Source organism: Peribacillus sp. NPDC060253 (assembly GCF_042727425.1).
Lineage (GTDB): Bacteria > Bacillota > Bacilli > Bacillales > DSM-1321 > Peribacillus.
In genome coordinates this window covers 1-15,448 of record NZ_JBHXAS010000028.1, presented here as the reverse complement: position 1 = coordinate 15,448, position 15,448 = coordinate 1, and the positions used below count along the sequence as shown (strand labels likewise).

Below are 15,448 nucleotides of genomic sequence, written 5' to 3'. Positions count from 1 at the left end.
ATTTTAAGGAGGAATTCCTAATGGGAAAAGCTAAATTTGATCGTTCAAAACCGCACGTTAACGTTGGAACAATTGGTCACGTTGACCATGGTAAAACAACTCTAACTGCTGCAATCACAACAGTACTTGCTAAAACAGGTGGAGCAGAAGCTCGCGCTTATGACCAAATTGATGGTGCTCCAGAAGAAAGAGAACGTGGTATCACAATCTCTACAGCACATGTTGAGTACGAAACAGCTACTCGTCACTATGCACACGTTGACTGCCCAGGACATGCTGACTATGTTAAAAACATGATCACTGGTGCTGCACAAATGGACGGCGGAATCTTAGTAGTATCTGCTGCTGATGGCCCAATGCCACAAACTCGTGAGCACATTCTTCTTTCTCGTCAAGTAGGTGTACCATTCCTAGTAGTATTCATGAACAAATGCGACATGGTTGATGACGAAGAACTTCTTGAATTAGTAGAAATGGAAATCCGTGATCTTCTATCTGAATACGATTTCCCTGGCGATGACATTCCAGTTATCAAAGGTTCTGCACTAAAAGCTCTTCAAGGAGAAGCTGCTTGGGAAGAAAAAATTCATGAATTAATGACAGCTGTTGACGAGTATATCCCAGAACCAACTCGTGACACTGACAAACCATTCATGATGCCAGTTGAGGATGTATTCTCTATTACTGGTCGTGGTACAGTTGCTACAGGTCGTGTTGAGCGTGGACAAGTTAAAGTTGGTGACGTTGTTGACATCATCGGTTTCAACGAAGAGTCTAAACCAACAACTGTAACAGGTGTTGAAATGTTCCGTAAGCTTCTTGACTACGCAGAAGCTGGAGACAACATCGGTGCACTACTTCGTGGTGTATCCCGTGAAGATATCCAACGTGGACAAGTACTTGCTAAGCCAGGTACAATTACTCCGCACACAAGTTTCAAAGCTGAAGTTTATGTTCTTTCTAAAGAAGAAGGTGGACGTCACACTCCATTTTTTACAAACTACCGTCCTCAGTTCTACTTCCGTACAACTGACGTAACTGGTATTTGTAACCTTCCTGAAGGCGTAGAAATGGTTATGCCTGGAGACAACATTGAAATGACTGTAGAACTTATCGCTCCAATCGCTATCGAAGAAGGTACTAAATTCTCTATCCGTGAGGGTGGACGTACTGTAGGCGCTGGTGTCGTTGCTACAATCACAGCGTAATTGATTCTTTAATGAATATTGGAAGGGACGCCTTCCGGGAAAAGCAGATGGGACGCCATCTGCTTTTTTTCTATTTTAAAAGGATTTTTGGCTTTTCCTTCTATAATATAAATTAAGAATAATCATCGTATTTCAAAGAGATTGATGATTATTACTCAAATGAAGAAAATGGAAATGAAAGACCATGTAGAATGTACTTGTAAATACTTGTGATAGTATGTATAATAATAAAAGTGTGTTGCACAAGAAATGTTTAAGTTTAACTTGCATTCTACTTGTGTTTTATGTATAATAGACAATGTTGGTCTTTGACTGCGATGATGTGGAAGGTTGCTGACACACCCGGCCGCTTTGCCATGGCGAGTGTGTGGGAAATTTCCATTGAGAAGGTCTATTCTAAAATAGGCGAAAAGGAGGGAAAATTATGGCAAAACAAAAAATTCGTATCCGTTTAAAAGCATATGATCACAGAATTCTTGATCAATCTGCTGAGAAAATTGTTGAAACTGCAAAACGTTCTGGTGCGGCTGTATCTGGTCCAATTCCATTACCTACTGAAAGATCGGTATACACGATCCTACGTGCGGTTCATAAATACAAAGATTCTCGTGAACAATTCGAAATGCGTACGCATAAACGTCTAATCGATATCGTTAATCCAACTCCACAAACAGTTGATTCATTGATGCGTTTAGATTTACCATCAGGCGTTGACATTGAAATCAAATTATAATTCATATAAATATGAACAATTACTCTAGGAGGTGTGACTTATGACCAAAGGAATCTTAGGAAGAAAAATCGGTATGACTCAAGTTTTTGCTGAAAACGGTGAACTTATCCCGGTAACAGTTATCGAAGCTGCTAACAACGTGGTACTTCAAAAGAAAACTGTTGAAACTGATGGCTATGAAGCAGTTCAAGTTGGTTTTGAAAACAAACGTGAAAAGCTTTCTAACAAACCTGAAAAGGGCCATGTTGAAAAAGCAAATACTACTCCTAAGCGCTTCATTCGCGAATTCCGCGGAACGGATCTTACTGAATATGAGATCGGTCAAGAAGTCAATGTTAGTATTTTCGCTGAAGGCGATTTAGTAGATGTATCAGGAATTTCAAAAGGTAAAGGATTCCAAGGCTCTATCAAGCGTCATGGACAATCCCGCGGACCGATGTCTCATGGTTCTCGTTACCACCGTCGCCCAGGTTCAATGGGTCCTGTAGCTCCAAACCGCGTATTCAAAGGTAAACTATTACCAGGACGCATGGGTGGAGAGCAAATCACTGTTCAAAACTTAGCTATCGTTAAAGTTGATGTTGAACGCAACCTACTATTGATCAAAGGTAATGTACCTGGTGCTAGAAAAGCATTGATCAAAGTTAAATCTGCTGTTAAAGCAAAGTAATTTCTGAGAAAGGAGGAGCAATAGAATGCCAAAAGTTACATTGTTCAACCAAACAGGTTCACAAGTTGGCGACATCGAACTAAATGAATCCATCTTTGGTATCGAACCTAATAATCATGTATTATTTGAAGCGATCATTATGCAAAGAGCTTCCTTACGTCAAGGAACTCATAAAGTTAAAAACCGTTCTGAAGTAGCAGGCGGTGGACGTAAACCTTGGAAACAAAAAGGAACTGGACGTGCGCGTCAAGGTTCTATCCGTTCTCCACAATGGCGTGGCGGTGGCGTTGTTTTTGGACCAACTCCAAGATCTTACGCTTACAAGCTACCTAAAAAGGTGCGTCGTTTAGCTATTAAATCTGCATTGTCTGCAAAGGCATTGGAAGAGAACATTATGGTACTTGAAAGCTTGTCTTTCGAAGCTCCAAAAACAAAAGAATTTGTAGCAGTACTTAAAAATCTTTCTGTCGATACTAAAACGTTAGTTGTTACTGACGGTTTAGATGAGAAAGTTGCTCTTTCTGCACGTAACATCCCTGGTGTTACTGTAGTTGAAGCTGTTGGTCTTAACGTTCTTGATGTTGTTTCACACAACAAATTGATCTTGACTAAATCAGCTGTCGAAAAAGTAGAGGAGGTGCTTGCATAATGGATGCACGCGATATCATTAAGCGCCCCGTAATCACTGAACGCTCTTCAGACATAATGGCTGAAAAAAAATATACTTTTGAAGTTGATGTTAGAGCTAACAAAACTCAAGTTAAAGATGCTGTTCAAGAAATTTTCGGCGTTAAAGTTGAGAAAGTAAACATCATGAACTACAAAGGTAAATTTAAACGTATGGGCAAACATGCAGGCTATACTAACAAGCGCCGTAAAGCTATTGTTAAATTAACTGCTGACAGCAAAGAAATCGAGCTATTCGAGGCTTAATTCATTAGAGAAGGAGGGAAATACAAATGGCGATTAAGAAGTATAAACCTACCTCTAACGGTCGACGTAATATGACAACTTCCGATTTTGCTGAGATTACTACAGACAAACCGGAAAAATCATTACTTGCTCCTTTACACAGCAAAGGCGGCCGTAATAACCAAGGTAAGTTAACAGTTCGTCATCAAGGTGGCGGCCACAAGCGTCAATACCGTATCATCGATTTCAAACGGAATAAAGATGGTATACCAGGACGCGTTGCTACTATTGAGTACGATCCAAATCGTTCTGCAAACATTGCATTAATTAATTACGTTGATGGAGAAAAACGTTATATCCTAGCTCCGAAAAACCTAGAAGTAGGTTTGGAGATCATGTCAGGTCCAGAAGCTGACATTAAAGTGGGTAACGCTCTTCCTCTTATTAACATCCCAGTTGGTACAGTAATTCATAACATCGAACTTAAACCAGGAAAAGGTGGACAATTAGTCCGTTCAGCAGGAACTTCTGCTCAAGTACTTGGTAAAGAAGGTCGTTATGTACTTGTACGTTTAAACTCAGGTGAGGTTCGTATGATTCTTGCTACTTGCCGTGCTTCAATCGGTCAAGTTGGTAATGAACAACATGAACTTATCAACATTGGTAAAGCTGGTCGTAACCGTTGGTTAGGTAAACGCCCAACAGTTCGTGGATCAGTAATGAACCCGAATGATCACCCACACGGTGGTGGTGAAGGTAAAGCTCCAATCGGACGTAAATCACCAATGTCTCCATGGGGTAAACCAACTCTTGGATTCAAAACTCGTAAGAAGAAAAATAAATCCGATAAATTTATCGTACGTCGTCGTAAAAAATAACGGGATTGACCTACGGTTCATATATAGAACCGTAGAACAGTCACGAAGGGAGGTACTCGCATGGGTCGTAGCTTAAAAAAAGGGCCTTTTGTTGATGATCATTTATTGGTAAAAGTTGAAAAATTAAATGAAGCTGACAAGAAACAGGTAGTAAAAACTTGGTCTCGTCGCTCAACAATCTTCCCGCAATTCATCGGACATACAATCGCTGTTTATGACGGTCGTAAGCATGTGCCGGTTTATGTAACTGAAGATATGGTAGGTCACAAACTAGGCGAATTCGCGCCTACACGCACTTATAAAGGTCACGCAAGTGATGACAAGAAAACAAGACGTTAATGAGAGGAGGGCATCTCATGCAAGCAAAAGCTGTCGCTAGAACAGTTCGTATTGCTCCTCGTAAAGTGCGTTTAGTCGCAGATTTAATTCGAGGAAAACAAGTAGTTGAAGCAGTAGCGATTCTTCGCTTAACACCAAAATCTGCTTCTCCAGTCGTAGAAAAAATTCTGAAATCTGCTATCGCAAATGCAGAACATAACTACGAAATGGATATTAATAACCTAGTCGTTTCAGAGGCATACGTTAACGAAGGACCAACATTAAAACGTTTCCGTCCACGCGCTCAAGGTCGTGCGAGTGCAATTAACAAACGTACTAGTCATATTACAATCGTTGTATCAGAAAAGAAGGAGGGGTAATCTGTGGGTCAAAAGGTAAATCCAGTCGGTATGCGTATCGGGATCATCCGTGATTGGGAATCCAAATGGTACGCTGATAAAGACTACGCTACTCTTTTGCATGAAGACATTAAAGTTCGTGAATATATCGCGAAACGTCTAAATGATGCTTCTGTATCTAAAGTTGAAATCGAACGTGCAGCTAACCGTATCAATGTATCTGTTCACACTGCTAAACCAGGAATGGTTATCGGTAAGGGCGGTACTGAAGTTGAAGCACTTCGTAAAGCTTTGAACCAGTTAACTGGCAAAAGAGTTCATATCAATATCATCGAAATTAAAAGAGCAGATCTTGACGCGAAATTGGTTGCTGAAAACATCGCTCGTCAATTAGAAAACCGTGTTTCATTCCGACGTGCTCAAAAACAAGCTATCCAACGCACAATGCGTTCAGGCGCAAAAGGAATCAAAACTCAAGTTTCTGGTCGTCTTGGCGGTGCAGATATTGCTCGTGCTGAACATTACAGCGAAGGAACAGTTCCACTTCACACACTTCGTGCTGACATAGATTATGCTCATGCTGAAGCAGATACTACTTACGGTAAGCTAGGCGTGAAAGTTTGGATCTACCGTGGAGAAGTTCTTCCTACTAAGAAGAAATCTGAGGAAGGAGGAAAATAATATGTTATTGCCAAAACGCGTAAAATACCGTCGTGAACACCGCGGTAAGATGAGAGGGATGGCTAAGGGCGGCACTGAAGTTCATTTTGGAGAATTTGGACTTCAAGCTCAAGAAGCTTCCTGGATCACTAACCGTCAAATCGAAGCTGCTCGTGTTGCGATGACTCGTTATATGAAACGTGGAGGAAAAGTTTGGATCAAAATTTTCCCAAACAAACCTTACACAGCTAAGCCGCTTGAAGTACGGATGGGTTCCGGTAAAGGTGCTCCTGAAGGTTGGGTAGCAGTAGTTAAACCGGGCAAAGTATTGTTTGAAATCTCTGGTGTATCTGAAGAGGTGGCAAGAGAAGCATTGCGCCTTGCAGCACACAAACTTCCAATCAAATGTAAGTTTGTAAAAAGAGAGGAAATTGGTGGTGAAACAAATGAAAGCTAATGAAATCAAAGATCTAACCACTGCTGAAATTGAACAAAAACTAAAATCTCTTAAAGAAGAACTATTTAATCTTCGTTTCCAGTTAGCTACTGGACAACTTGAAAATACAGCTCGCATCCGTGAAGTTCGCAAATCGATTGCTCGTATGAAAACAGTTGTTCGTCAAAGAGAGATCGGTGTCACTAATCGATAATGAATGGAGGTTTGCAGAATGAGCGAACGCAACCAACGCAAAATCTACACTGGCCGCGTAGTATCCGACAAAATGGATAAAACCGTAACAGTTGTTGTAGAAACCTATAAAACGCATTCTTTATACGGTAAACGCGTGAAATACTCTAAAAAGTTAAAAGCTCATGACGAGCTAAACGAAGCTAAAGCAGGCGACGTAGTACGTATCATGGAAACTCGTCCACTTTCAGCTACAAAGCGCTTCCGTCTTATAGAAGTTGTAGAAAAAGCAGTAATCATTTAATATAGTTCGGATTAGCTAATTCCGAAGGGAGGTACCGTACATGATTCAACAAGAATCTCGTTTAAAAGTCGCTGACAATTCAGGTGCTCGTGAAGTGCTAACAATTAAAGTCCTAGGTGGTTCAGGCCGTAAAACTGCAAACATCGGTGATATCATCGTTTGTACAGTTAAACAGGCAACACCAGGAGGCGTTGTTAAAAAAGGTGAAGTCGTTAAGGCTGTTGTTGTCCGTACAAAACGTGGTATGCGTCGTCCTGACGGTTCTTACATTCGTTTTGATGAAAACGCATGTGTAATTATCCGTGACGATAAGAGCCCACGTGGAACTCGTATTTTTGGACCTGTTGCTCGTGAATTACGTGACAATAGTTTCATGAAGATCGTTTCTCTAGCTCCAGAAGTTCTATAATATGTAAAATTTGTATAAAGCCTTTCAAGGAGGTGCCAAGCTAATGCATGTTAAAAAAGGTGACAAAGTCGTAGTCATCTCTGGTAAGGACAAAGGCAAACAAGGAATCATTCTTTCTGCATATCCGAAACAAAATCGTGTGCTTGTTGAAGGAATTAACATCGTGAAAAAGCATTCCAAGCCATCTCAACTTAATCCACAAGGTGGAATTATCAGCAGAGAAGCTGCTATTCACGTATCCAATGTAATGCCACTTGATCCTAAATCAGGTAAACCGACTCGTGTTGGATATAAGATTGAAAATGGTAAAAAAGTACGCGTAGCTAAAATATCAGGTGAAACTTTAGATAAATAAGTCATAAATGAAGGGAGGTACACTAAGCAATGAGCCGCCTTAAAGAAAAATTCAGAAGTGAAATTACACCATCATTGATGGGTAAATTCAACTATCAATCAGTAATGCAAGTACCAAACATTGAGAAAATCGTTATTAACATGGGTGTGGGTGACGCAGTATCTAACTCGAAAGCTTTAGATACAGCTGTTGAAGAACTTACATTGATCACTGGTCAAAAACCAGTTATAACAAAAGCTAAAAAATCAATCGCAGGCTTCCGTTTGCGTGAAGGTATGCCTATCGGAGCGAAAGTTACATTACGTGGAGAACGTATGTATCAATTCCTTGATAAGCTAGTATCTGTATCTTTACCACGTGTACGTGATTTCCGCGGCGTTTCAAAGAAATCCTTTGACGGACGTGGGAACTATACATTAGGTGTTAAAGAGCAACTTATCTTCCCTGAGATTGATTACGATAAAGTGAGCAAAGTTCGTGGTATGGATATCGTTATCGTAACGACTGCCAACACTGACGAAGAAGCTCGTGAACTACTTACTCAAGTTGGAATGCCGTTCCAAAAGTAATCTCTAAATAAAGGGAGGCGAAATCGTGGCTAAAAAGTCTATGATCGTAAAGCAAAAACGCGAACAAAAGTTTAAAGTACAAGAATACACACGTTGCGAACGTTGCGGACGTCCACATTCAGTACTACGTAAATTTAAACTTTGTCGTATTTGTTTCCGCGAACTTGCATATAAAGGACAAATTCCTGGCGTTAAAAAAGCTAGCTGGTAAAACCCGAGTTTGGGAAGGAGGTAAAATATAATGGTCATGACAGATCCTATTGCAGATATGCTTACTCGCATCCGTAATGCGAATATGGTTCGTCACGAAAAACTAGAAGTTCCTGCTTCTAAGATCAAGAAAGAAATTGCTGAGATCTTAAAGCGTGAAGGCTTCGTACGTGACTTTGAATTAATCGAAGACAACAAACAAGGTATCATCCGTATCTTCTTAAAATACGGTGCAAACAACGAACGTGTTATTACTGGTCTAAAACGTATCAGCAAACCTGGTTTGCGTGTATATGCAAAAACTGGTGAAGTACCACGCGTTCTAAACGGTTTAGGTATTGCAATTGTTTCTACTTCTCACGGAGTTTTAACAGACAAGGAAGCTCGCTCTAAACAAGCTGGCGGAGAAGTTTTAGCATACGTTTGGTAATACATTTTCACAAGAATGGAGGTGCACAATATGTCTCGTATAGGTAAAAAACCTATTGAAATCCCTGCAGGCGTAACAGTTACTATTAACGGAAGTGAAGTAACTGTTAAAGGACCTAAAGGTGAATTAACTAGATCATTCAGTCCTGATCTTACAATCGTTGTTGAAGAGAACGTGTTAACTGTTACACGTCCGTCTGATGAGAAGACTCACCGTTCTTTACACGGTACTACTCGCGCACTTATCTCTAACATGGTTGAAGGTGTATCAAAAGGATTTGAAAAATCACTTGAACTTATTGGGGTTGGGTACCGTGCACAAAAGCAAGGTACTAAGCTTATCCTTAACGTAGGATATTCTCACCCTGTAGAAATAGAGCCAGAAACTGGTGTTGAAGTCGAAGTTCCTTCTAATACAAAAGTAATTATCAAAGGTGCAAACAAAGAACGTGTAGGAGCTCTAGCAGCTAATATCCGTGATGTTCGCCCACCTGAGCCGTATAAAGGTAAAGGTATTCGTTACGTTGGCGAATTCGTTCGTCGTAAAGAAGGTAAAACTGGTAAGTAATGCCGCATAAGTAAACGAAAGGAGTGACGTAAATGATTACGAAGCTTGATAAAAATGCTACTCGTCAGAAAAGACATGCACGTGTACGTGCTAAGCTTTCTGGAACAGAAGCTCGTCCTCGTTTAAATGTGTTTCGTTCAAACAAACACATTTACGCACAATTAATTGACGATGCAAAAGGCGTAACATTAGCAAGTGCTTCAACTCTTGATAAAGAGATCGGTATCGAAGCTAGTAGCAATGCTGAAGCAGCTCAAAAAGTTGGCGAACTTATTGCGAAGCGTGCTGTTGAAAAAGGTTTCAAAGCTGTGGTATTTGACCGCGGTGGTTACCTCTTCCATGGTCGTGTTAAAGCATTGGCTGACGCTGCTCGTGAAAACGGCTTAGAATTTTAACGGATAAGGAGGGACATAACAGATGCGTAGCATTGATCCTAATAAATTAGAACTTGAAGAACGCGTAGTTACAGTAAATCGTGTAGCTAAAGTTGTAAAAGGCGGACGTCGTTTCCGTTTCACTGCACTAGTTGTTGTTGGTGATAAAAATGGTCATGTTGGATTTGGTACTGGTAAAGCTCAAGAAGTTCCGGATGCGATCCGTAAAGCTATTGAGGATGCTAAGAAAAATCTAATTACTGTACCAATGGTTGGAACTACAATTCCTCACCTTGTGAACGGTCGCTATGGCGCAGGTCACATTCTATTGAAACCAGCTTCTGAAGGTACAGGAGTAATTGCTGGTGGTCCTGTTCGTGCGGTACTAGAATTAGGTGGAGTAAGTGATATCTTGTCTAAATCACTAGGTACTAATACACCTATTAATATGGTTCGCGCAACAATCGAAGGATTGAAGCAATTGAAACGTGCTGAAGACGTAGCTAAGTTACGTGGAAAATCAGTACAAGAACTGTTAGGATAAGGAGGGAAATCGAATTATGGCTAATAAATTAGAAATCACCCTCACTCGCAGCTTGATTGGTCGTCCTGAAGATCAACGTGTTACAGTTAACACTTTGGGTTTACGCAAAATGCATCAAACGGTTATTCAAGAAGATAACCCTGCAATTCGCGGTATGATTACCAAAGTTGCTCATCTTGTTACTGTAAAAGAACAATAAAATAATTTTTAACTTAACAAGGAGGTGCCAACATGAAACTTCATGAGTTAAAAGCTGCAGAAGGTTCTCGTAAAGAACGTAAACGTAAAGGTCGCGGTATTGGATCTGGTAACGGTAAAACAGCAGGTAAAGGACATAAAGGACAAAACGCTCGCTCCGGCGGCGGTGTGCGTCTTGGATTTGAAGGGGGTCAAACTCCTCTATTCAGACGTTTGCCTAAACGTGGATTTACCAACATTAACCGTAAAGACTATGCTATCGTGAATCTTGATACGTTAAATCTTTTCGAAGACGGTACTGAAGTAACACCAGCTCTTTTACTTGAGACTGGGGTTGTAAGTAAAGAAAAAGCAGGAATTAAAATTCTTGCCAAAGGAAGCATTGAGAAAAAGCTTACTGTTAAAGCTCACAAATTCTCGTCTACTGCTAAAGAAGCTATCGAAGCTGCTGGCGGTAACACAGAGGTGATCTAATGTTTCGCACGATCTCCAATTTTATGCGCGTGGGTGAAATAAGGAATAAGATTATTTTTACCCTCCTAATGTTAATCGTCTATCGCATCGGTACATTTATACCTGTACCGCATGTGAATGCCGATTTTCTCGCTGAACAGGACCAGCTGAGCGTCATAGGTCTTTTAAATACCTTTGGCGGCGGGGCACTGCAAAACTTTTCTATTTTAGCGATGGGTATCATGCCATACATTACGGCATCTATCATCGTTCAGCTATTACAGATGGATGTTGTTCCTAAGTTCACTGAATGGTCTAAACAAGGAGAAGCAGGGCGCCGTAAATTAGCTCAATTCACTCGTTACTTCACTATTATCCTAGGATTCATCCAAGCTTTGGGTATGTCCTATGGGTTCAATAATATGTCAGGTGGCCAGTTGATTGAAAACCCTGGAATTGCAACATACCTGCTTATTGCGACTGTCTTAACGGCAGGAACAGCTTTTCTTTTGTGGTTAGGGGAGCTGATCACTGCTAAGGGTGTGGGTAATGGGATTTCCATCATCATCTTTGCTGGTATCGTAGCTAGTTTGCCAAATACGGCAAACCAGATTTACGCCCAACAATTTGAAAATGCAGGAGATCAATTATTCTTACGAATCATAACGATTATCCTCATTGTATTAGCAGTATTAGCAATCGTGGTTGCTGTTATCTTCATTCAGCAGGCATTGCGTAAAATTCCTATTCAGTATGCCAAACGTGCTGCGGTAGGTCGTACACAAATGGGTGGCCAGTCCACACATTTACCATTGAAAGTAAATGCTGCGGGGGTTATTCCGGTAATCTTTGCAATGGCATTTATCATCACTCCCACTACAATCGCATCTTTCTTTGGAAAGAACAGCGTGACTAGTTGGATCTCAACAAATCTTGATTATACCAAGCCAATTGGTATGATCATATATGTTGCTCTTATTATTGCTTTTGCGTATTTTTATGCATTCATTCAGGTTAATCCTGAACAAATGGCTGAGAATTTGAAAAAGCAAGGTGGCTATGTGCCCGGGATTCGTCCAGGTAAGAGTACACAAGAATATTTAACACGTGTTTTATACCGCTTAACGTTTGTAGGCTCTATATTCTTAGCCATCATTGCCGTTTTACCGGTATTTTTCATTAAGCTTGCTGACCTGCCTCAATCTGCACAGATTGGCGGCACTAGTTTGTTAATCATAGTAGGGGTTGCCCTAGATACGATGAAACAGCTGGAATCACAACTTGTGAAGAGACACTATAAAGGCTTTATAAAGTAATGAGTTTTGGGAACGGCTTGTTCCCTTTACCCATTATAGAGTTTGAGGGGGAAGAAAATTGAATCTAGTGTTAATGGGTCTGCCGGGTGCTGGTAAGGGCACTCAAGCTGAACAAATCGTAGAAAAATATAATATCCCTCATATCTCTACTGGAGATATGTTCCGAACAGCTATAAAAGATGGAACAGAATTAGGTCTAAAGGCTAAATCATTTATGGATAAAGGCGAATTGGTACCTGATGAAGTTACCATTGGCATCGTCCGTGAGCGTTTAAGCAAGGAGGACTGCCTAAAAGGATTTTTGCTTGATGGATTTCCACGTACTGTGGCACAAGCAGAGGCACTTGAAAGCATCCTTACTGATTTAGATCGCAAAATAAATTTTGTCATTAATATCGATGTTGATAAAAGCATCTTAATGGAAAGATTGACAGGTCGTCGTATTTGCAAATCATGTGGTGCGACATATCACCTTGTATTCAATCCTCCTGCTAAAGATGATGTATGCGACCGCTGCGGCGGAGAATTATATCAACGTGCTGACGATAATGCAGAAACGGTTCAAAATCGCTTAGATGTGAATTTGAAACAAACCAAGCCACTTCTTGATTTCTACGGAGAAAAAGGATACTTGGTCAACATTAACGGGCAGCAAGATATTAACAAGGTATTTGAAAATATTGATGTGTTACTTGGTGCTTTGCAAAATTAATCATCTGTATTGATTTATGAAATTCATACCATTTTTACACCTTACCAGTTAAACTTGGTGCATTCCTTTAATACAAAGGGTATAATGGATTTCGCGAGAGCATTCGCACATTTATTAATCAGGTTCTTGTACTTGGTATTCCCTGAATTGGGCGATTACTTTATAAGTGATCTTCATGGACATATCCGGTCGGCAAAATTGATGAAGAAATGCAGTGACTCTATAGGGATTCCTAAAGAGTCGTGATATAGAGGGTTGAAAGAAGCTATGTCAGGCGTGCGCCTTTCAAACATCTCCCATGCTATTCAAACCTATGTCGAGACTAATTGCTTCTCTATTTCGAGAGTATGTCGGTCACGGAATCGGTCAAGACTTACATGAGGACCCATAAATCCTCATTTCGGTCCAACTGATAAAGGTCCTCAGTTAAAGCCTGGTTCTACAAAATGGTGAATACTTGATGCAGAATTGTAAGACTTATGAGGATAATTGGACTGTAGTAATGTTGACGGAAAGATGTGTACCTTTAATAGGTTCACGCATAGAGAAGGGAGAATCACTTTTATGGCGAAAGATGATGTAATTGAAGTAGAAGGCACAGTACAAGAGACTTTGCCAAATGCAATGTTTAAGGTAGAATTAGAAAATGGTCATACTGTTTTAGCTCATGTATCCGGTAAAATTCGTATGCACTTTATTCGCATTTTGCCTGGAGATAAAGTTACGGTTGAGCTTTCCCCGTATGATCTAACTCGCGGCAGAATCACATACCGGTTCAAATAATCCGGTTACGCTCCGATCTGTATAAGGAGGTTAGATAGCAATGAAAGTCAGACCATCAGTCAAACCAATCTGCGAAAAGTGTAAAGTTATCCGCAGAAAAGGTAAAGTTATGGTTATTTGCGAAAACCCTAAACATAAACAAAAACAAGGCTAAATAGAAGGAGGTGCACTCAAGCATGGCACGTATTGCTGGAGTAGATATTCCCCGTGACAAACGTATTGTTATCTCATTAACATATATATATGGTATTGGAAAACAAACAGCGATCAAAGTTCTTGCAGAAGCAGGTGTTTCTGAAGAAACTCGCGTTCGTGACTTAACGGAAGACGAATTGAATAAAATTCGTGATATCATTGACAAGCTTAAAGTAGAAGGCGACCTTCGTCGTGAAATCTCCCTAAACATCAAACGTTTAATGGAAATCGGTTCTTACCGTGGTTTACGTCACCGTCGTGGTCTTCCTGTTCGCGGTCAAAATACAAAAAACAATGCTCGTACGCGTAAAGGACCTCGTCGTACTGTAGCTAACAAGAAAAAATAATTAGTAAAGGAGGTTACTTTTCATGGCACGTAAAACTAATACACGTAAACGTCGTGTGAAAAAGAATATAGAAACTGGTATTGCACATATTCGTTCAACATTCAATAACACTATCGTTACGATCACTGACTCTCATGGTAATGCTATTTCTTGGTCAAGTGCTGGAGCACTAGGATTCCGTGGATCTCGTAAATCCACTCCATTTGCTGCACAAATGGCTGCTGAAACAGCTGCTAAAACATCAATTGAACATGGTATGAAAACTCTTGAAGTTACAGTTAAAGGACCTGGTGCTGGACGTGAAGCTGCTATTCGTGCACTTCAAGCTGCTGGCCTAGAAGTAACTGCAATTAAAGATGTAACTCCAGTTCCACATAACGGATGCCGTCCACCAAAACGTCGCCGTGTTTAATTTTTCTGTATAGATTTTGTATTCCTGTCAATAATGGGATATAATACTGAGTTTGCGTTCTTACAGAGGATTAATTTTCAGTTGTTGCGCACAGCGGGAACGTATACATGGGGAATTTCGGTTAAGTGAATTCGTTTACTTTCCGGGGTTTTGACGTTTTGAAGGAGGGTTTATTGATGATCGAAATATAAAAACCAAAAATCGAAACGTTTGAAATCAACGACGATACCAAATTCGGTAAATTCGTCGTAGAGCCACTAGAGCGTGGGTATGGTACTACATTGGGTAACTCCTTACGTCGTATTCTTTTATCCTCACTCCCAGGTGCTGCTGTCACAGCTATACAAATTGATGGAGTGCTACATGAGTTCTCAACAATTGAAGGCGTCGTGGAAGATGTCACATCTATCATTCTTAATGTGAAGAAACTAGCTCTTAAGATTTACTCTGATGAAGAGAAGACGCTGGAAATTGACGTTCAAGGTGACGGAGTCATCACGGCTGCTGATATCACTCATGATAGTGATGTAGAAATTCTTAATCCGGATTTATATATTGCTACAATTGGTAAAAACGGTCATATGCGTATGCGTTTATCTGCACGTCGCGGCCGCGGCTACACTCCTGCTGTTCAAAACAAGAGAGAAGATCAGCCAATTGGTGTAATTCCAATCGATGCTCTTTACACTCCAGTTTCACGCGTATCTTTCCAAGTTGAAAATACACGTGTTGGACAGTTGTCTAACTTTGACAAGTTAACGTTCGATGTTTGGACTGATGGCAGTACGGGTCCGCAAGAAGCGGTAGCACTTGGAGCTAAGATTTTGACAGAGCATTTGAATATCTTTGTTGGGTTAACCGATGAAGCTCAAAATGCTGAAATCATGGTTGAAAAAGAAGACTG

Annotated in this window: 29 protein-coding genes and 1 pseudogene; all 30 read left to right on the top strand. The window is 40.5% G+C overall.

Annotation, left to right across the window (positions count from 1 at the left end):
• Positions 1–20: 20 nt before the first annotated feature.
• The gene (tuf, locus tag ACFWE9_RS10000) at positions 21–1,208 is read left to right on the top strand and encodes an elongation factor Tu (RefSeq protein ID WP_230161710.1); all 1,188 of its coding nucleotides are present in this window, start codon (positions 21–23) and stop codon (positions 1,206–1,208) included.
• A gap of 424 nt (positions 1,209–1,632) precedes the next feature.
• Positions 1,633–1,941 carry a 30S ribosomal protein S10 gene (gene rpsJ / locus ACFWE9_RS09995; protein ID WP_019244375.1) on the top strand — a complete coding sequence of 103 codons (309 nt, stop codon included), beginning with the start codon at positions 1,633–1,635 and terminating at the stop codon, positions 1,939–1,941.
• 40 nt (positions 1,942–1,981) lie between these two features.
• On the top strand, positions 1,982–2,611 hold the full coding sequence (gene rplC, locus ACFWE9_RS09990) for a 50S ribosomal protein L3 (RefSeq protein ID WP_076372869.1): 630 nt from the start codon (positions 1,982–1,984) through the stop codon (positions 2,609–2,611).
• A 25-nt stretch (positions 2,612–2,636) separates the two neighbouring features.
• Entirely contained in the window at positions 2,637–3,260 is a 624-nt protein-coding gene (rplD, locus tag ACFWE9_RS09985) for a 50S ribosomal protein L4 (protein WP_230161708.1), read from the top strand.
• The gene (gene rplW / locus ACFWE9_RS09980) at positions 3,260–3,544 is read left to right on the top strand and encodes a 50S ribosomal protein L23 (protein ID WP_034305023.1); all 285 of its coding nucleotides are present in this window, start codon (positions 3,260–3,262) and stop codon (positions 3,542–3,544) included. The genes rplD and rplW overlap by 1 nt, the downstream gene beginning before the upstream one ends.
• A 26-nt stretch (positions 3,545–3,570) precedes the next feature.
• The gene (gene rplB, locus ACFWE9_RS09975; RefSeq protein ID WP_057915218.1) at positions 3,571–4,401 is read left to right on the top strand and encodes a 50S ribosomal protein L2; all 831 of its coding nucleotides are present in this window, start codon (positions 3,571–3,573) and stop codon (positions 4,399–4,401) included.
• A 60-nt stretch (positions 4,402–4,461) separates the two neighbouring features.
• Complete coding sequence (gene rpsS, locus ACFWE9_RS09970; RefSeq protein WP_034305018.1) at positions 4,462–4,740, top strand: 30S ribosomal protein S19; 279 nt, start codon at positions 4,462–4,464, stop codon at positions 4,738–4,740.
• Positions 4,741–4,757: 17 nt separating this feature from the next.
• Positions 4,758–5,099 carry a 50S ribosomal protein L22 gene (rplV, locus tag ACFWE9_RS09965; RefSeq protein ID WP_377356612.1) on the top strand — a complete coding sequence of 114 codons (342 nt, stop codon included), beginning with the start codon at positions 4,758–4,760 and terminating at the stop codon, positions 5,097–5,099.
• Positions 5,100–5,102: 3 nt separating this feature from the next.
• Entirely contained in the window at positions 5,103–5,759 is a 657-nt protein-coding gene (gene rpsC, locus ACFWE9_RS09960) for a 30S ribosomal protein S3 (RefSeq protein ID WP_230161705.1), read from the top strand.
• A 1-nt stretch (position 5,760) separates the two neighbouring features.
• The gene (gene rplP / locus ACFWE9_RS09955; protein WP_230161703.1) at positions 5,761–6,195 is read left to right on the top strand and encodes a 50S ribosomal protein L16; all 435 of its coding nucleotides are present in this window, start codon (positions 5,761–5,763) and stop codon (positions 6,193–6,195) included.
• Positions 6,185–6,388: a 50S ribosomal protein L29 gene (gene rpmC / locus ACFWE9_RS09950; protein ID WP_034305010.1), complete on the top strand. Its 204-nt coding sequence runs from the start codon at positions 6,185–6,187 to the stop codon at positions 6,386–6,388. Before rplP ends, rpmC begins: the two co-directional genes overlap by 11 nt.
• Positions 6,389–6,406: 18 nt before the next feature.
• Positions 6,407–6,670 (top strand): 30S ribosomal protein S17, encoded by a 264-nt coding sequence (gene rpsQ / locus ACFWE9_RS09945; protein WP_230161700.1) that lies wholly within the window; start codon positions 6,407–6,409, stop codon positions 6,668–6,670.
• Positions 6,671–6,710: 40 nt separating this feature from the next.
• On the top strand, positions 6,711–7,079 hold the full coding sequence (rplN, locus tag ACFWE9_RS09940) for a 50S ribosomal protein L14 (RefSeq protein WP_034305005.1): 369 nt from the start codon (positions 6,711–6,713) through the stop codon (positions 7,077–7,079).
• Between the two features lie 43 nt (positions 7,080–7,122).
• On the top strand, positions 7,123–7,434 hold the full coding sequence (gene rplX / locus ACFWE9_RS09935; protein WP_230161698.1) for a 50S ribosomal protein L24: 312 nt from the start codon (positions 7,123–7,125) through the stop codon (positions 7,432–7,434).
• A gap of 29 nt (positions 7,435–7,463) precedes the next feature.
• Entirely contained in the window at positions 7,464–8,003 is a 540-nt protein-coding gene (gene rplE / locus ACFWE9_RS09930; protein ID WP_034305000.1) for a 50S ribosomal protein L5, read from the top strand.
• Positions 8,004–8,028: 25 nt separating this feature from the next.
• Positions 8,029–8,214: a type Z 30S ribosomal protein S14 gene (locus ACFWE9_RS09925; protein ID WP_034304998.1), complete on the top strand. Its 186-nt coding sequence runs from the start codon at positions 8,029–8,031 to the stop codon at positions 8,212–8,214.
• Between the two features lie 30 nt (positions 8,215–8,244).
• A complete protein-coding gene (gene rpsH / locus ACFWE9_RS09920; RefSeq protein WP_061440388.1) occupies positions 8,245–8,643 on the top strand; it encodes a 30S ribosomal protein S8 in 399 nt (132 codons plus the stop codon).
• Positions 8,644–8,673: 30 nt separating this feature from the next.
• Positions 8,674–9,210: a 50S ribosomal protein L6 gene (gene rplF, locus ACFWE9_RS09915; RefSeq protein ID WP_230161696.1), complete on the top strand. Its 537-nt coding sequence runs from the start codon at positions 8,674–8,676 to the stop codon at positions 9,208–9,210.
• Between the two features lie 32 nt (positions 9,211–9,242).
• Positions 9,243–9,605, top strand: coding sequence for a 50S ribosomal protein L18 (gene rplR / locus ACFWE9_RS09910; protein WP_053349055.1), 363 nt, complete (start codon positions 9,243–9,245; stop codon positions 9,603–9,605).
• A 22-nt stretch (positions 9,606–9,627) separates the two neighbouring features.
• Positions 9,628–10,128: a 30S ribosomal protein S5 gene (rpsE, locus tag ACFWE9_RS09905; RefSeq protein ID WP_034304987.1), complete on the top strand. Its 501-nt coding sequence runs from the start codon at positions 9,628–9,630 to the stop codon at positions 10,126–10,128.
• A gap of 16 nt (positions 10,129–10,144) precedes the next feature.
• Positions 10,145–10,327 (top strand): 50S ribosomal protein L30, encoded by a 183-nt coding sequence (gene rpmD / locus ACFWE9_RS09900; protein WP_076372857.1) that lies wholly within the window; start codon positions 10,145–10,147, stop codon positions 10,325–10,327.
• Positions 10,328–10,359: 32 nt separating this feature from the next.
• Positions 10,360–10,800, top strand: a complete 441-nt coding sequence (gene rplO / locus ACFWE9_RS09895) for a 50S ribosomal protein L15 (RefSeq protein ID WP_034304982.1) — start codon at positions 10,360–10,362, stop codon at positions 10,798–10,800.
• Positions 10,800–12,095, top strand: coding sequence for a preprotein translocase subunit SecY (secY, locus tag ACFWE9_RS09890; RefSeq protein ID WP_230161694.1), 1,296 nt, complete (start codon positions 10,800–10,802; stop codon positions 12,093–12,095). Before rplO ends, secY begins: the two co-directional genes overlap by 1 nt.
• Positions 12,096–12,153: 58 nt before the next feature.
• Positions 12,154–12,807, top strand: a complete 654-nt coding sequence (locus ACFWE9_RS09885) for an adenylate kinase (RefSeq protein WP_230161692.1) — start codon at positions 12,154–12,156, stop codon at positions 12,805–12,807.
• A gap of 71 nt (positions 12,808–12,878) precedes the next feature.
• Positions 12,879–13,329 (top strand): annotated as a pseudogene (locus tag ACFWE9_RS09880) (M24 family metallopeptidase); the annotation flags it as partial.
• Positions 13,330–13,371: 42 nt separating this feature from the next.
• Positions 13,372–13,590, top strand: coding sequence for a translation initiation factor IF-1 (gene infA / locus ACFWE9_RS09875; protein WP_028390440.1), 219 nt, complete (start codon positions 13,372–13,374; stop codon positions 13,588–13,590).
• 40 nt (positions 13,591–13,630) lie between these two features.
• Entirely contained in the window at positions 13,631–13,744 is a 114-nt protein-coding gene (gene rpmJ, locus ACFWE9_RS09870; RefSeq protein WP_003156543.1) for a 50S ribosomal protein L36, read from the top strand.
• A gap of 22 nt (positions 13,745–13,766) precedes the next feature.
• On the top strand, positions 13,767–14,132 hold the full coding sequence (gene rpsM, locus ACFWE9_RS09865) for a 30S ribosomal protein S13 (RefSeq protein ID WP_053349050.1): 366 nt from the start codon (positions 13,767–13,769) through the stop codon (positions 14,130–14,132).
• Between the two features lie 22 nt (positions 14,133–14,154).
• The gene (gene rpsK / locus ACFWE9_RS09860) at positions 14,155–14,544 is read left to right on the top strand and encodes a 30S ribosomal protein S11 (RefSeq protein ID WP_028390438.1); all 390 of its coding nucleotides are present in this window, start codon (positions 14,155–14,157) and stop codon (positions 14,542–14,544) included.
• 200 nt (positions 14,545–14,744) lie between these two features.
• Positions 14,745–15,448, top strand: a 704-nt coding sequence (locus tag ACFWE9_RS09855; RefSeq protein WP_377356626.1) for a DNA-directed RNA polymerase subunit alpha, incomplete at its 3' end; no start/stop codon positions are given.

What these genes read in the sequence shown, in the direction of transcription:
- rplB (WP_057915218.1), top strand. Translation starts at nt 3,571, where the DNA reads ATGGCGATTAAGAAGTATAAACCTACCTCTAACGGTCGACGTAATATG.
- rpmC (WP_034305010.1), top strand. Translation starts at nt 6,185, where the DNA reads ATGAAAGCTAATGAAATCAAAGATCTAACCACTGCTGAAATTGAACAA.
- rpmD (WP_076372857.1), top strand. Translation starts at nt 10,145, where the DNA reads ATGGCTAATAAATTAGAAATCACCCTCACTCGCAGCTTGATTGGTCGT.
- rpsQ (WP_230161700.1), top strand. Translation starts at nt 6,407, where the DNA reads ATGAGCGAACGCAACCAACGCAAAATCTACACTGGCCGCGTAGTATCC.
- secY (WP_230161694.1), top strand. Translation starts at nt 10,800, where the DNA reads ATGTTTCGCACGATCTCCAATTTTATGCGCGTGGGTGAAATAAGGAAT.
- rplD (WP_230161708.1), top strand. Translation starts at nt 2,637, where the DNA reads ATGCCAAAAGTTACATTGTTCAACCAAACAGGTTCACAAGTTGGCGAC.
- rpsS (WP_034305018.1), top strand. Translation starts at nt 4,462, where the DNA reads ATGGGTCGTAGCTTAAAAAAAGGGCCTTTTGTTGATGATCATTTATTG.
- rplV (WP_377356612.1), top strand. Translation starts at nt 4,758, where the DNA reads ATGCAAGCAAAAGCTGTCGCTAGAACAGTTCGTATTGCTCCTCGTAAA.
- rplW (WP_034305023.1), top strand. Translation starts at nt 3,260, where the DNA reads ATGGATGCACGCGATATCATTAAGCGCCCCGTAATCACTGAACGCTCT.
- rplF (WP_230161696.1), top strand. Translation starts at nt 8,674, where the DNA reads ATGTCTCGTATAGGTAAAAAACCTATTGAAATCCCTGCAGGCGTAACA.
- rpsE (WP_034304987.1), top strand. Translation starts at nt 9,628, where the DNA reads ATGCGTAGCATTGATCCTAATAAATTAGAACTTGAAGAACGCGTAGTT.
- rpmJ (WP_003156543.1), top strand. Translation starts at nt 13,631, where the DNA reads ATGAAAGTCAGACCATCAGTCAAACCAATCTGCGAAAAGTGTAAAGTT.
- infA (WP_028390440.1), top strand. Translation starts at nt 13,372, where the DNA reads ATGGCGAAAGATGATGTAATTGAAGTAGAAGGCACAGTACAAGAGACT.
- rplR (WP_053349055.1), top strand. Translation starts at nt 9,243, where the DNA reads ATGATTACGAAGCTTGATAAAAATGCTACTCGTCAGAAAAGACATGCA.
- rpsM (WP_053349050.1), top strand. Translation starts at nt 13,767, where the DNA reads ATGGCACGTATTGCTGGAGTAGATATTCCCCGTGACAAACGTATTGTT.
- rplC (WP_076372869.1), top strand. Translation starts at nt 1,982, where the DNA reads ATGACCAAAGGAATCTTAGGAAGAAAAATCGGTATGACTCAAGTTTTT.
- rpsH (WP_061440388.1), top strand. Translation starts at nt 8,245, where the DNA reads ATGGTCATGACAGATCCTATTGCAGATATGCTTACTCGCATCCGTAAT.
- rplE (WP_034305000.1), top strand. Translation starts at nt 7,464, where the DNA reads ATGAGCCGCCTTAAAGAAAAATTCAGAAGTGAAATTACACCATCATTG.
- rplP (WP_230161703.1), top strand. Translation starts at nt 5,761, where the DNA reads ATGTTATTGCCAAAACGCGTAAAATACCGTCGTGAACACCGCGGTAAG.
- rpsK (WP_028390438.1), top strand. Translation starts at nt 14,155, where the DNA reads ATGGCACGTAAAACTAATACACGTAAACGTCGTGTGAAAAAGAATATA.
- rpsJ (WP_019244375.1), top strand. Translation starts at nt 1,633, where the DNA reads ATGGCAAAACAAAAAATTCGTATCCGTTTAAAAGCATATGATCACAGA.
- rplN (WP_034305005.1), top strand. Translation starts at nt 6,711, where the DNA reads ATGATTCAACAAGAATCTCGTTTAAAAGTCGCTGACAATTCAGGTGCT.
- rplX (WP_230161698.1), top strand. Translation starts at nt 7,123, where the DNA reads ATGCATGTTAAAAAAGGTGACAAAGTCGTAGTCATCTCTGGTAAGGAC.
- rplO (WP_034304982.1), top strand. Translation starts at nt 10,360, where the DNA reads ATGAAACTTCATGAGTTAAAAGCTGCAGAAGGTTCTCGTAAAGAACGT.
- tuf (WP_230161710.1), top strand. Translation starts at nt 21, where the DNA reads ATGGGAAAAGCTAAATTTGATCGTTCAAAACCGCACGTTAACGTTGGA.